Origin of the sequence: Geothrix sp. PMB-07, from assembly GCF_030758935.1 — a bacterium.
Lineage (GTDB): Bacteria > Acidobacteriota > Holophagae > Holophagales > Holophagaceae > Geothrix.
Genome location: NZ_CP132333.1, coordinates 2,728,575 through 2,742,039, shown reverse-complemented (window position 1 = coordinate 2,742,039; position 13,465 = coordinate 2,728,575). Strand labels below are relative to the sequence as shown.

The 13,465-nt window shown below is 65.2% G+C and carries 12 protein-coding genes and 1 tRNA gene; 4 read left to right on the top strand and 9 right to left on the bottom strand.

The genetic code is table 11. The annotated features are described in order from the left end of the window. Nucleotides 1–192 precede the first annotated feature (192 nt). From Q9293_RS12125 to rpsU, 3 genes are all read right to left on the bottom strand, one after another. A complete protein-coding gene (locus tag Q9293_RS12125; protein ID WP_306246820.1) occupies nt 193–1,743 on the bottom strand; it encodes a methyl-accepting chemotaxis protein in 1,551 nt (516 codons plus the stop codon). 66 nt (nt 1,744–1,809) lie between these two features. Next, nucleotides 1,810–4,230, bottom strand: a complete 2,421-nt coding sequence (locus Q9293_RS12120; RefSeq protein ID WP_306246818.1) for a Smr/MutS family protein — start codon at nt 4,228–4,230, stop codon at nt 1,810–1,812. Between the two features lie 89 nt (nt 4,231–4,319). Further along, on the bottom strand, nt 4,320–4,526 hold the full coding sequence (gene rpsU, locus Q9293_RS12115) for a 30S ribosomal protein S21 (RefSeq protein WP_285569053.1): 207 nt from the start codon (nt 4,524–4,526) through the stop codon (nt 4,320–4,322). A 140-nt stretch (nt 4,527–4,666) separates the two neighbouring features. On the opposite strand from rpsU, the gene Q9293_RS12110 reads away from it, so the two are divergent. Next, nucleotides 4,667–6,628, top strand: a complete 1,962-nt coding sequence (locus tag Q9293_RS12110; RefSeq protein WP_306246813.1) for a protein kinase — start codon at nt 4,667–4,669, stop codon at nt 6,626–6,628. A 55-nt stretch (nt 6,629–6,683) separates the two neighbouring features. Further along, nucleotides 6,684–6,914: a hypothetical protein gene (locus Q9293_RS12105; RefSeq protein ID WP_306246811.1), complete on the top strand. Its 231-nt coding sequence runs from the start codon at nt 6,684–6,686 to the stop codon at nt 6,912–6,914. A gap of 18 nt (nt 6,915–6,932) precedes the next feature. Here Q9293_RS12105 and Q9293_RS12100 read toward each other — a convergent pair whose 3' ends face one another. From Q9293_RS12100 to asd, 3 genes are read right to left on the bottom strand one after another with little or no spacing between them, the layout of a single operon-like run. Then, nucleotides 6,933–7,181: a hypothetical protein gene (locus Q9293_RS12100; protein WP_306246809.1), complete on the bottom strand. Its 249-nt coding sequence runs from the start codon at nt 7,179–7,181 to the stop codon at nt 6,933–6,935. Then, nucleotides 7,178–7,963 (bottom strand): SMC-Scp complex subunit ScpB, encoded by a 786-nt coding sequence (gene scpB, locus Q9293_RS12095; RefSeq protein WP_306246807.1) that lies wholly within the window; start codon nt 7,961–7,963, stop codon nt 7,178–7,180. The genes Q9293_RS12100 and scpB overlap by 4 nt, the downstream gene beginning before the upstream one ends. After that, entirely contained in the window at nt 7,960–8,904 is a 945-nt protein-coding gene (asd, locus tag Q9293_RS12090; protein WP_306246805.1) for an archaetidylserine decarboxylase, read from the bottom strand. Before asd ends, scpB begins: the two co-directional genes overlap by 4 nt. 95 nt (nt 8,905–8,999) lie before the next feature. Between asd and Q9293_RS12085 the strand changes: the two genes are divergently transcribed. Together Q9293_RS12085 and Q9293_RS12080 are read left to right on the top strand one after the other, a co-directional pair. After that, nucleotides 9,000–9,788 carry a sulfite exporter TauE/SafE family protein gene (locus tag Q9293_RS12085; RefSeq protein ID WP_306246804.1) on the top strand — a complete coding sequence of 263 codons (789 nt, stop codon included), beginning with the start codon at nt 9,000–9,002 and terminating at the stop codon, nt 9,786–9,788. 26 nt (nt 9,789–9,814) lie between these two features. Then, nucleotides 9,815–10,828 carry a guanosine monophosphate reductase gene (locus Q9293_RS12080; protein WP_306246802.1) on the top strand — a complete coding sequence of 338 codons (1,014 nt, stop codon included), beginning with the start codon at nt 9,815–9,817 and terminating at the stop codon, nt 10,826–10,828. A gap of 1 nt (nt 10,829) precedes the next feature. Here Q9293_RS12080 and Q9293_RS12075 read toward each other — a convergent pair whose 3' ends face one another. The 3 genes from Q9293_RS12075 to Q9293_RS12065 form a co-directional block, all read right to left on the bottom strand. Continuing rightward, a complete protein-coding gene (locus tag Q9293_RS12075; protein WP_306246800.1) occupies nt 10,830–11,984 on the bottom strand; it encodes an ATP-binding protein in 1,155 nt (384 codons plus the stop codon). A 123-nt stretch (nt 11,985–12,107) separates the two neighbouring features. Continuing rightward, a complete protein-coding gene (locus tag Q9293_RS12070) occupies nt 12,108–12,515 on the bottom strand; it encodes a hypothetical protein (protein WP_306246797.1) in 408 nt (135 codons plus the stop codon). 794 nt (nt 12,516–13,309) lie between these two features. Then, nucleotides 13,310–13,400 (bottom strand) — tRNA-Ser (locus Q9293_RS12065). Nucleotides 13,401–13,465: the final 65 nt, after the last annotated feature.

The window sequence follows — 13,465 nt, the reverse complement described above, 5'->3', positions numbered from 1 at the left end:
GCAGGCAAGGAAAGGCCCCGCGTCAGCGGGGCCTTTCCTTGTGAAGCGCTCGAGCATAGCAGGGGCCTCTCGCCTGACGCAAAGACAAAGACCTTCCGGGCCAGGCTTCATCCCGGTCTGGCCGTAGTTGTCCGGGTTCAAGCAGAAGGGCCCCGCGGTTGCGGGACCCTTCTGCTTGGTGGCAGTGGCGGGTCAGATCCTGAACCGGGCCACCAGGGAATTGAGCTGTTCGGCCAGGTGGCTGAGTTCGTCCACGGTGCGGGTGGATTCCTTGATGGTGGCTGCCATCTGTTCCATGGCGGCGGCATTCTGTTCGGCGATGGCGGTGAGGTTGCCCATGGCGGCCACCACGGACTGGCTGTCGCGGCTCTGGGTTTCGCTCTGCGTGCCGATGGTTTTCATGCGCTCAGCAGATTCCGTGATGGCGCTCTGAATGCTGGTCAGCGCCTCACCAGCGGTGTTCACCATCTTGGTGCCATCGCCGATGGCCCGGTTGGAGGTCTGGATGAGGGCCGTGATCTCCTTGGCGGCGGTGGCGCTGCGCTCGGCCAGCTTGCGCACTTCCTCGGCGACCACCGCGAAGCCCTTGCCATGCTCACCGGCCTTGGCGGCTTCGATGGCGGCGTTGAGGGAGAGCAGGTTGGTCTGGTTGGCGATCTCGGTGATGACCGTGAGGATGTTGCCGATCTGCTTGGAGTTCTGGTTGATGGCCTGCATGCCTGTGATGGCACTGCCCACGGCCGTGCCGCCCTTGCCGGCGGCCTGCTGGGCCTGTTCGAAAACGCCGAGGGCATCACCCACATTGGAGTTGACCACCTGGGAGGCGCCCGCGATGCCCTGGACACTGGCCGTGGTGGTGCTGACGCTGGCTTTCTGGCTTTCGGCCGAATGCGCAATGCTCTGGGCGGTGCTGTGCATTTCGGACATGCCCGCGGACATCTGCAAGGAGCCTGAGGCGATGTTGGTGGAAATGGCCATCACCTGCTGCACGATCTGGTGGATGTTGTCGATGAAGCGGTTGAAGTGGCCTGCCAGGGCGGCGATTTCATCGTTGCCATGAACTTCCAGGCGGGCGGTGAGATCGCCTTCACCTTCAGAGATGTCGCGCATGCGCCGCTGGATGTTCTCCACCGGCGTGACGATGGCGTTGCCCAACAGGAAGGCCGCCGCGACGCCTGCGCCCACCATCAGCGCGCCCAGCAGCAGCATGCCCAGCAGGGCGCCCCCCTGGTCCTTGCGCAGGCGGTCCCGGTTCACCAGGAGCATGAGGTACGACTTGGAGGCGGCACCCTCGACCTTCACCAGAGCGCTCATGACCAGATACCCGTCCTTCTCGAAGGAGGGATGGTCCTTGGAGGGATCCTTGGTGACCTCTTTGATGAGGGCTTCGGCGAAGGGCATGAGGTCGATCTGAGAGGGCTTGGCCTTGGATTTCGTGACGACCTTGGTGGCCTTGGTGCCGGGATCCTGGGTAATGAGGGCCGCCTGGGTGACGTCCGCGTCATCCTTCATGCCGTCAAGGCCGCGTTCCACCAGGCCCATGTCCTCGAACTGCACGCCGGATTGGATGCCGTCCGCCACCAGACCCGCGAGGCTATCCGCCTTGAGGCGCAGACCGTCGTTGAGGGCCGAGTTGAGCCGCCAGAGTGAGAACACGGTGGAAGCCAATCCGAGCACGACCGCCAGGGCCAGGATCGAATACAGCAGCTTCTTTCGGATGTTGAGGTTGTTCCAGAATTCCATGGTTCGCCCCTGAACAGGTGTTTCCCTGCATCGGGACCATCATGCAGTGAGTTGAGTTTTTGGGCCTTACCTAAGTGTAATGACCGTTGCTCCGGCCCCGCCCTGGGCCTGGGGGGCGTCTTCCACACCCGCAATGCCCGGGTGCCCGCGCAAGGCCTCGCGGACGGCGGCTTTCAATTTTCCGGTGCCGTGGCCGTGAACGATGCGGATATACCTGCTGCCAGCGGCCAGGGCTTCTTCCACGAAGCGGTAGATCTCGCTGTCCACGTCGTCGCTGGCCCTGCCGATGAGATTGATCTCCGACTCGACATTCTGTGTCTCAGTCCGCACTCGCACGCGCCCGCCGGCTTTGGGTGCCGCCTCACGGGCCGTGATGGGCTCCAACTCGCCCAGGCGGCATTCCAGCCTTCGGCCCTGGGGGGTCTCCAAGGTGGCCCGATCCCCCTTGAGGGTGCTCACCCGGCCTTCCACTCCCAGGCCCTTGTGCCGGGCATGGCCACCTTCACGGACTTCCTGGGGGCTTGTGCCGCGGGAGGGGGGGCGGGCCGGTTTCAGCTCCGCCTCGGCGAGGCGGGTGAGCTGCTTGACCCGCTCATGGGCTTCGGTGCCCAGGCGATCCGGGTTCACGGCTGCGGCCTTCTGGCGTTCCTTCAGCTCCCGCACCAGCCGCTTGCCTTCGTGATCGAGAAAATCCAGCACCCGGGCCACCTTTTCCTGGGATTCCCGCTGGAACGCCTCGCGCTCCTCGCGCAGCTTTTCCTCGCGCTGGCGGAGGATGGCCTGGTCCTTCTCGGCGGCGGCCTGCTGCTGCCGGAGGGATTCGGCCTCTTCCAGCAGGCGGGTCCGTTCGGCCTCCAACTCCCGCAGGAAGTCACGCCAGTCCTGTTCGCGTTTTCCCAGCACCTTGTCCGCGTGGTCAAGCACGGGCCTGGGCAGGCCGAGGCGGGCGGCGATGGTGAGGGCGCGGCTTTGCCCGGGCTGACCGACCAGCAGACGGTAGGTGGGTGCCAGGCGTTCCTCGTCGAACTGCACGGAGGCGTTCTGGAAGCGGGTGTGCCGCAGGGCCCACTGGCTGATCTCACCCAGGTGGGTGGAGCAGAGGATCCAGCAGTGCCGGCGCGACAGGGTTTGCAGCACGGCGATGCCCAGGGCCGCGCCTTCCTTGGGATCGGTGCCGGTGCCCAGTTCGTCCAGGAGCACCAAGCCGCCGTCCTGGACGTTTTTAAGGATCTCTTTCAAATGCAGGATATGGCTGCTGAAGGTCGACAGGCTTCCCGTGATGGTCTGGTGATCGCCGATGTCGGCGTGCAGGCTGGGCAGGGCGGGGAAGGCGGACCCCTCCTTGGCGGACACGGCACAGCCACAGGAGGCCAGCGCTGAGAGCAGGCCCACGGTCTTGAGCACCACCGTCTTGCCGCCTGTGTTGGAGCCCGAAATGATCAGTCCCGGCTTGCCCGCCTCCAGCACGAGGTTGAGGGGCACCACCGGGTGGGGCAGGGGCTCGAGGCCCATGGCCTCCCGCACGGAGGGCAGCAGCATCGGATGCCGGGCCTCCAGGAGACAGAGCCGCCCCTGCCGGGGATCGGCGGCCAATTCGGGCAGATGCCCGTCGCAGAGCGCCGCCCAGCGCAGCAGCGCCAGGGCCTGGTCGGCCCGGGCCTGGAGGTCGCGCCAGCGGAGGAAGTCCTCCCGCCGGGCGCGCAGTTCGGCCAGCAGATCCCGCAGGAAGGCCTGCACGGCCTGGGCGTAGTCCCGATCCGCCTCGACGAAGGCATTGTTGAGAGGCACGGCCTCCATGGGCTCCACAAAAACCGTGGCGCCGCTGCCGCTGCGGTCCAGCACCAGGCCCGGCATCAGGCCGCGGCGCTCCTGGCGCACGGGCAGGCAGAAGCGCCCATTGCGTTCCACGACCATGGCCTCGTTGAAGGCATCGGGGGTGGCGCGGAGCAGTTTCTGGAGCTTGGCCTGCACGGCCTGGAAGGCATCCTGACGGCTGCGGTGCAGGCTGGCCAGGGCCGGGATGCGCAGGGGGTCCAGCTGACCGTCTTCGTTGAAGCTCTTCGCCAGGCGCTCCGCCAGGGGCGCAGGGTCCGGCAGCAGGGCTGCAGTCACCTGCAGCGGGTCGATGCCCAAATGGGTACCCGCAGGCGCTGGGCGGTTTTCAGGCCAGGTGAGGCCACCCAGTGTTTGCAGCAGGCGGGCCAGGGCCCTGAGGCCGTCCCGCAACTGCCGCCAGTGTTCGGGAAGCAGCCAGCCGGCGGGATTCAGCAATTCGGCCAGGGCTTCATCCATGGTCAGGATGGGCAGGCGGTCTGGCGTGGCGGTCCAGGTCTCCTGGAGTTCCAGTTGATGGAGTCGGCGCAACCCGGCGAGGTGATCCCAGGGATGCATGGCGCCAAGGGTCGCCCGTCCGGATGCCGTGCGCGCTCCGGACTGGATCAGGCGCATGGCTTCAGGGAATTCCAGGGCTTCGAGTTCAGGGTTCATGGTGTCGGTCTTCAGTCCTCAGGCTTCAGTAAATCAAAAGGCCCGCTCGCGCGGGCCTTTTTAACGCGATGCGAAGCATCGAGCCGGTATCAACCGATCATGCGACGCTCTTGCGCGAGGCGCTTCAGGGTCTTCTTACGGGCGGCAAGCATCTTCCGCTTGCGCTTGGCGCTGGGCTTCTCGTAGTGCTGGCGCTTCTTCAGCTCGCTGAGGATGCCGGACTTCTCGCACTTCCGCTTGAAGCGGCGAAGGGCGAACTCGAACGTTTCGTCTTCTTTAACCTTGACCAAAGGCATGTGGATGCACCTCCTTTCCCGTGGATTTCGGCCGAGCTGCAGGGCAGGCACCGGACCGAACGAGAAGTGTATCCCGAATTCCTGGTTATGGCGAGGTTGAATCCCTCCCGTTACTCTGGAAGCTCTGACCCCGGAGCCCCATGTCCCGCCCCCTCCTGCTGATCGTGGACGGCGAGTCCATCAGGACATCTGGTTTGGTGTCGACATTGGAGAAGGAAGGCTGGGGCCTGCAGTGGGTTCGGTCCGCAGATGCCGCGGCCTTCCCTGAAACCCTGTCTGTGCCCGATCTGCTTCTGCTGGATGCGGATGCAGGGGGGTTTTCCGTGGTGCGCAAGCTGAGGGCCCGGAAGCCTGAGCTGCCGGTGCTGGCGCTGGCTGCGGCCTCGGGCCCGGGTGGTCCCGCCAAGGGCCACGGCGTCGAGGTGCAGGGCTTCCTGGATCGGGCTCAGTCCGAAGCGGCCCTGGTTGCGGCCTTGCGCCCATTCCTGCAGGAACCCCCCAAGCTCACCACGGATGATATTTTCGGCGACCTGTTGGCGGATCTGGAAGGGACCTCCGTTCCAGCTGCTTCCTTTTCACGGTTTACCCAGTCGGGCGTGGCTCCGGCTGCGCTGCCCCCCGTTCCCGTCCAGGATCTCCCGCCTCAGGAAGAGCTCTTCGCCCTGTCTACCCCGGAACGGGCCAACCTGCCCCTGCCTTCGGTGAAGGTGGTTCCGGCCCAGAAGATCGACAGCCAGGCTCCGGTGGCGGCTGAACCCCTGGGACCCACCGAGTTCACCCTCAGCGGCATCTCCGGCGTGAAGGATCCCTTCGAGTGGGCCTCCCCGCAGCCCGAGCCTGTGCCTGCGCCCGTCGCACCACCCGTGCCCCGCCTTGATAGCAAGGGCGTGCCCGAGATCATGGAGGAGTACGGCAACTACTTTCTGCTGGAAAAGATCGCCGTGGGAGGCATGGCGGAACTCTTCAAGGCCCAGCAGCGGGGCGTGCAGGGCTTCCAGAAGATCGTGGCCATCAAGCGCATCCTGCCGCACTTCAGCGACAACGAAGACTTCGTCACCATGTTCATCGACGAGGCCAAGCTGGCGGCCCAGCTCACTCATCCGAACATCGTGCAGATTTTTGACCTGGGGAAAGCCGGGAACTCCTACTACATCGCCATGGAGTACGTGAACGGCCGCGATCTGCGAACCCTGTTGAAAAAGGTGCGGGAATACGGCCTTCCCATCCCCGAGCAGGTGGCCGCCTTTGTGGTGATGAAGGTGGCCGCGGCCCTCGATTACGCCCACCGCAAAAGGGGCTTCGATGACCGGGAACTGAAACTGGTCCATCGCGACATCAGCCCGCAGAATGTCATCCTTTCCACGGAGGGGGCCGTCAAGCTCGTGGACTTCGGCATTGCCAAGGCCGCCAGCAAGGCCAGCCACACCGTGGCAGGGGCGCTGAAGGGCAAGCTGCTCTACATGAGCCCGGAGCAGGCCACGGGCCAGCCCCTGGACAACCGCTCAGACTTGTATTCGCTGGGCCTTGTGCTCTTCGAGCTGCTCACCGGCGAGCGTTGCTTCCAGGCGGATTCCGAGCTCGGCGTACTGGAGAAAGTCCGCCTGGGCCGCATCTCAGACCTCACCAGCCTGAACCCGAATGTGTCGAAAGAGATCGCTGCCATCGTCAGTCGCGCCCTGCAAAAGAGTGTGGACCACCGGTACCCTTCCGCCCGGTTCCTGGAGCGGGACCTCCGTGACTACCTGCAGCGCCAGGGAACGCCCATCACCGAGCACGACGTGGCCGATTACATGAACACACTGCTGAAGGGTACGCAGGAGCAGCTGGAAACGCTGATCTCCACCAAATTCCCCGCAGCCACCAATCTGGCCAGCGGCGCTCATCGCGTGCCGATGGACTTATCCCCGCAGGCTTCCGTGGACCAGGCGGCGAACACGGCCACCCATCGCGAGCCCTCGTATTTCCAAGATCGGGCCGTCACCGAAGGCTCCGTGGACTTGTCGCTCGCGGACAAGCCTCAGCGGCCGCGCTGGCTGCTGCCGGTGATCCTATCCCTGGCTGTGATTCTGGTCATCATGCTGATCCTGGCCGCATGGTCCTGAAACAGGATAAACTCGACCTTCCCACCCAGTTTTTCCATCCTTATTGGAGTTTTCCATGGATCTGAGCCAGGACCAGAAAGCCTTCTATGAGACCACCCGCGAGCGCTGCCGCTCCGAGGTGTCTCAGATCAACAACACCATTGCCTCTGAAGTGCAGCGCGTGAAGGATCTGCTGACCAGCCTGAGCAACCGCAAGACCGCCGTGCTTCAGATGTACGGTGCCGCCTGCGAAGTGCTGGGCCAGGAGAATGATCTGGCGGAAGAATCCATCGAGATCGAATTCTAGCCACCAGCTGGAAACGACCTACCCATCCACCCGCATCAGTGGCGCCGCGCACTTCTGGCAGTTGCTCTGGTGCGGGGGATTCTTTTTTCCACAGTGGCTGCAGTACAAAACCTTGGCCTGTTTCCGACGCCAGATGCGCAGGTAGAGCACGCCCAGCAGCACCACCAGCAGCCCGCCTTTCTGCATGGGCTGCAGGTGGAAGCCGGAAGGCTTGTCTACCTTGGGTTGGGTGGGTTGCTGTTCAAGGCTGAGGGTGGTCTGGATCATGGTTCGGGGCTTTCGTGGGGAGGTGCAGGTTCTGTCGTGGCAGGGGGCTCAGGCTCAAGGCTGGGCACGGGGATGGGCTCGGGTTCATTGGTCACATCCAGTTCCGGATCCAGCTCGGATTCCGCACTCGGATCTAACTCAGTGATCATGGCTCCGTCGCCGAAGAGGCCATCTTCGGGCATGGGCGGTTCCAGGGCGGCCAGGGCTTCCGCTTCCAGGCGCCCCTCGCCGAAATCCTCCAGCCGGGGCAGGTCGTGGAGGCTCTTCAGTCCGAAATGCAGCAGGAAGGCCTGGGTGGTGGCGTAGGTCATGGGTCGGCCCACCACGGGCTTGCGGCCCGCGGGAATGATGAGCTGGCGCTCCATGAGGCTCTTCACCTGGTTGGCGCTGCTGGTGACGCCGCGGATGGCGTTCAACTCCGTGATGGTGACCGGCTGCCGGTAGGCGATGATGGCCAGGGCCTCGATTTGCGCGGGCGTGAGCTTGCCGCTGCGGGTGGTGGTCACCAGGCGCGAGACCATCTCCTTGTAGACGGGGCTGGTGGCCATGCGCCAGCCGCCGCCCACTTCCAATAGGCGCAGGCCCCGCGAGCCCTGCAGCTGCTCCTGCAGTTTTTCGATGCCCTGCTGCAGGGCGCCATCACCCAAGCCCGTGAGCTCGCGGAGCCGGGCCAAATCCAGCACTTCGCCCGCCGCCGTGAACAGGGCCTCCAGGGCCCCCGTGAGGCTGCCGCCCTCGTCCCAGAGGGGGTTCTGACTGAAGATCTCGGAGTCGTCGTTCACCGGTACCCTCCCAGCCGCTGCCCCATCCTCACCTCGCCCACAGTACGGTCCGGTGCCCACTGGGCGGCCTTGGGCCCGCCGACGAGCAGCACCACGGTGGAGCCGAACTCGAAGGTGCCCAGATCCTCGCCGGGGGCGCAGGGCAGGTGGTCCACGGGAAAGCCGCCATCCTGGGGCAGGGTGCGGCCGCCGAGCCAACGACCATCGATGACCACGCCGCCCACATGGGTGGCGCCCACCAGCACGGCGGCCACTTCCAGCCCTGCGTCGGCGCCGGTGCCCAGGGCGGTCCAGGAGGCCCGGCGATTGCGCTCATAGAGGCGTGGCACGTTCCCGGTGCTGGCATCGTTCACGGGCCAGAGTTCGCCTTCCACGTGGCTCACGGCGGTGATGCGGCCTTCGATGGGCACATGGATGCGGTGGTAGTCCTTGGGGGAAAGGTAGAGCGTCAGAAAGTGCCCGCCCTCGAAACGCGCGGCCTGGGGATCGTGCTTGAGCAGTTCAGCGATGCGATAGGGCAGGCCCTTGGCCTGGATGGCCATGCCCGCTTCGATGCGCCCGCAGGCAATGATGCGGCCATCCACGGGGCTGTTCACGAAGCCGGGAAGGGCCGGGTCCTGAGGCCGCAGGCCGGGTTTGAGGCGGCGCGTGAACAGGGCCTGCAGGCTGGGGTAGTCCACCAGGGGAAACTCAGCTTCGCTGAGGTTGATGCCGTAGTGGCCCGCGAATCGGCCCAGCAGGGGCAGGCGCCAGGACGCAGGCAGGGTGCGGTTCGCCGCCCAGCCCACCACCCGGGAGCCCAGTTTCTTGGGATAGAGGCCCAGCGCCCGCAGCGAAAAGGGGCCGGGCGTCCAGAGCAGCACGTAGGCCACCCAGAGCAGGGCCCAGAGCAGGGCAAGGATGAGCGCGAAGCGCGCGGGCGAAGGCCAGGAGAGCTGCATCCTTTCAGAATAACCCGGCAGAGGCTTCCCGAAGACCCGTCTCTAGGTGGGGCCAGGGGCTACTGAAGGGTTCCGAGGCCTGTCATCGTGGGGGCATGTCCCTGATCCACATCCTCACCGTCATGGCGGCGGCCTTCGTGGCCGGGGCCATCAACTCCATCGCAGGCGGCGGCACCCTGGTGTCCTTTCCCGCGCTGCTGGGCATCGGCCTCACGGGCCAGCAGGCCAACGTCACCAGCACCTTGGCACTCTGGCCCGGCTCCATCGGCGGGTTCTGGGGGCATCGCGAGGATCTCGCGGGTATCAGGGCCTTCGCCCTGCGGTTGATGCCCCCTTCGCTTATCGGCGGGGCCCTGGGCGCTTGGCTCATGCTCGTCACGCCCCAAAAGCTCTTCGATCAGCTGGTGCCCTGGCTCATCCTCACGGCCTCGGTGCTGCTGGCGGCCAACGATCCCGTCAACCGCCTCCTGAAGAAGATCCACGGCCATGAGCGCACACCCGGATGGTGGATCGCTGCCATCTGCTTCCAATTCGTGGTGGGTGTCTATGGAGGGTTCTTCGGCGCGGGCATCGGCATCCTCATGCTGGCGGCCCTGAGCCTGTTGGGGCTCACGGACATCCACCAGATGAATGGGCTCAAAAACCTGCTGGCCCTCTGCATCAACGGCATCGCCATCTTCGCGTTCATGCTCATGGAAGCCCTGCGCCATCCCGGCAACGCCAAATGGATGCTCATCCTGCCCATGGCTGTGGCCGCGGGCCTGGGCGGGCTCTTCGGCTCGCACATGGCCCACCGCGTGGGGCGGGGCCCCGTGCGTGTCGGGGTGATCTGCATCGGCTTCACCCTGGCCGCCTGGTACTTCTACAAGACCTACGCCGCCTGACCGCAGCCCCGCACCTGGAGCGGAACATGTCCGAGACCGCCATCACCTTCGACGATGTGCTCCTCATCCCCGCCTACAACCATCATGAGTCTCGGCGGGTGGTGGACATCGGCATGACGGACAAATCGGGCAAGCTCAAGCTGAGCCTGCCCATTCTCACGGCCAACATGGACACGGTGACGGAAGATGCCATGGCCAACTTCGTGGGCGAGCGCGGCGGCATGGGGGTGCTCCATCGCTTCGTGCCGGTCGAGGAGAACGTGGCGATGCTCCGGCGCTGCCGGTTTCCCACCTTCGTTTCCGTGGGCACGGCCGAGGGGGAGCTGGAACGCATCGAGGCCCTGCGGGATGCCGGGGCCGACTACTTCTGTGTGGACGTGGCCCACGGCCATGCGAAGTACGTGGGCAAGATGGTCAAGCGCATCCGCCTGATGTTGCCCAATGCGTGCATCATGGCGGGCAATGTGGCCACCTACGCGGGGGCCGACTACCTGGCCTCGGTGCATGCCGACATCATCAAGGTGGGCATCGGCCCCGGCAGTGTCTGCACCACCCGCATCAAGACCGGCTTCGGCGTGCCCCAGCTGAGCGCCATCCAGGAGTGCGCCCGGGCGGACCGCTCCATCGTGGCCGATGGCGGCCTGCGCACCCCGGGCGACATCGTGAAGGCCCTGGCCTTCGGCGCTGATTTCGTCATGGTGGGTGGCATGCTGGCAGGCACCCGGCCCACGCCCGGGACGCCCATCGTGGACGAGGGGACGGGCGCGGCCCACAAGGTGTACCGGGGGATGGCCAGCAAGGAGGTGGCCGATGACCACCTGGGCGGCCTCACCGGCTGGAAGACCGCCGAGGGCATTGCCACCAAGGTGCCCTACCGGGAAGACGAGGACGAGATCATCGCCGACATCGTGGGGGGACTGCGCTCGGGCCTCACCTATGCGGGAGCCGCCACCATCCGGGAGCTGCAGCGGAAGCTCAACTACGTGCGGGTTTCCCCGGCGGGGCGCGTGGAAAGCCTGCCTCACAAACTGTTGGGCTGATTCAGAGGGCGGCTCCAGCAGAGTTGGGAAGCTCCAGCACGAAGCGGCTGCCGCGGGGGTGGTTGTCTTCCACCCAGATCCGCCCGTGATGCATGTTCATCACCAGCCGGCAAAAGGCCAGGCCCAGGCCGCGTCCAGATTGAGTGGCAGGGGCACTCTTCAGGCGCACGAAGCGCTCGAAGATTTCCTCCTTGAGCTCGGCGGGAATGCCCGCGCCCAGATCGCTCACCATGATCCTGGGGCCGCATGAATCTTGGCTCTCGCACGCCGAAACCTGAATCAGGGTTCCCTCGGGCGCGAAGCGGATGGCGTTCTCCAGCAGGTTGGAGATGACTCGCCGCAGCAGGTGGGGGTCCGCATCGACCATCAAACCCGGAGGGACCTCCAGCTCGATGCTCCGTCTGCAGCGGGCGGCCAGGGGCTCGAATTCGTGGATCACCCGTTCGAGCCAGGGGCTGAGCTCGAACAGTTCCCGCTCCGCCACCAGTTCCGCCCGGTCGTTGATGGAAAGATCGAGCAGGTCGGTGACCATGGCGAGCATGGCCCGCAGCGAGGCGCCCATGCGGTCCTGGTAGCGCAGCGTCTGGGCGGGAGCCTCCTCAGTGCCCATCATCTCCAGCGTGGCCTGGGCGGCGCTGAGCAGGTTCTTCAAATCGTGGGCCACATACTGGAGCAGGTTCTCCTTCTGGGCGTGCATGTCCAGAAGGGATTCACGCTCTGCACGCAGTTCCTGACGCAATTGACGGAGGCGGATGAGGCTCCGGGCCCGGGTGCGGAGCTCCACCGGCAGGATGGGCTTCCGGAGGAAATCATCCACGCCTGCGCGCACGGCTTCCGCATGGCCGTCGGGGCCATCTTCGACCGTGACGACCAGCACAGGGATGTCGTCTCCACCCAAACAGCGCCGCAGATGGCGGCAAACTTCCAGGCCGTAGATGTCCGGCAGGTGCAGGTCGAGGATCACCAGATCGGGAAGCCCCTGGTCGAGGGCGGCCATGGCCTCGGCAGCCTGACTGGTCAGGGTCAGGCGGTAGTGGTTGCTCTCCAAGGCCGTCTGGAGGAAGTGCAGGGTGACGGGATTGTCTTCCACCACGAGGACATGGGCCCCGTGGTCACGCCGTCGGAAGACAGGTGGACTGGGCATGGGGGCTGGCACAGGGTCCCTCCTCAGGCTCCGGCAGGTGGATGGCGAGGTGATCCACTCTTCGGTCCGTCCTGTGTGCGGTGTGAGTTCCGCCGCGGGCGGCTTCTCAAGCCCGGTCGCGGGCTGCCCTCCGGATTACCTGAACAGGGTGGGGTCGCCGGTGTGGCTGGGCACGCCCCCCTCAAACCAGGTCAGGGCTTCCTCCCGGCTGGCCACGATCCGGATGTCCACCCCAGGCGCGTTGTTGAGCATCTGGAACATCCGGGCCAAGCCGAAGGCGACCTTTCCCCGTACCAGAAGGGCCGTCTTGATGGGGTTTTTCACCGGGAAGGCCTTTCTCCGCTCGGCGAAGATCGAAAGAATCGAAAAGCCGATCTTGAAGGACTCGATCTGGGTGCCATCCACCAACCGGTCGAGGGTGACCGGAGCCGCCTCTTCCGCCGCTTTGACGGTCAGGGCCAAGTCCCGCACATCCCGGTCTGTGAACACTCCAGAGAGGACGATCAGGTAGTGGCTGCCAAGATCGGTGAATGCATAGGGCATGAGCGGCCTTGACGGGGGACTGCGCTTCGAAGGGGTTTTAAGTGGAGCATGCCATGCCCCGCTTCAGAATGGGTTCCCGGGCAAGGTTTGTCGGCCATTCTGTGACTTTGGTCCACCTGCGCCGGACTGTCGGTGATTCTGCGACTTCGAATCCCCCACTCCCCGAGCCACATGAAAGAAGCCGCCTTGCGGCGGCTTCGATCTGGCGGAGAGTGGGGGATTCCCTCCGCGTCACGCTGCGCATGACGCTCCGGCCGCACGAATCCATCGGCTTTCTGTCCCGGTTCGACAGCCCACTGGGCTGTCTCTCTCGGGCCAAAACGAAAGCCGGGATTCTGTGATTTCGAATCCCCCACTCCCCGAGCCACATGAAAGAAGCCGCCTTGCGGCGGCTTCGATCTGGCGGAGAGTGGGGGATTCCCTCCGCGTCACGCTGCGCATGACGCTCCGGCCGCACGAATCCATCGGCTTTCTGTCCCGGTTCGACAGCCCACTGGGCTGTCTCTCTCGGGCCAAAACGAAAGCCGGGATTCTGTGATTTCGAATCCTCCACTCCCCGAGCCACATGAAAGAAGCCGCCTTGCGGCGGCTTCGATCTGGCGGAGAGTGGGGGATTCCCTCCGCGTCACGCTGCGCATGACGCTCCGGCCGCACGAATCCATCGGCTTTCTGTCCCGGTTCGACAGCCCACTGGGCTGTCTCTCTCGGGCCAAAACGAAAGCCGGGATTCTGTGATTTCGAATCCCCCGCTCCCCGCGCCACATGAAAGAAGCCGCCTTGCGGCGGCTTCGATCTGGCGGAGAGTGGGGGATTCGAACCCCCGGTAAGCTTTTGACCTACACACACTTTCCAGGCGTGCTCCTTAAACCACTCGGACAACTCTCCAGGGTTCCCGCGCTCAGGCGGAAGCAACAAGGCTATCACGGCCCCTGGCTTGCGCCAAGGGCCGG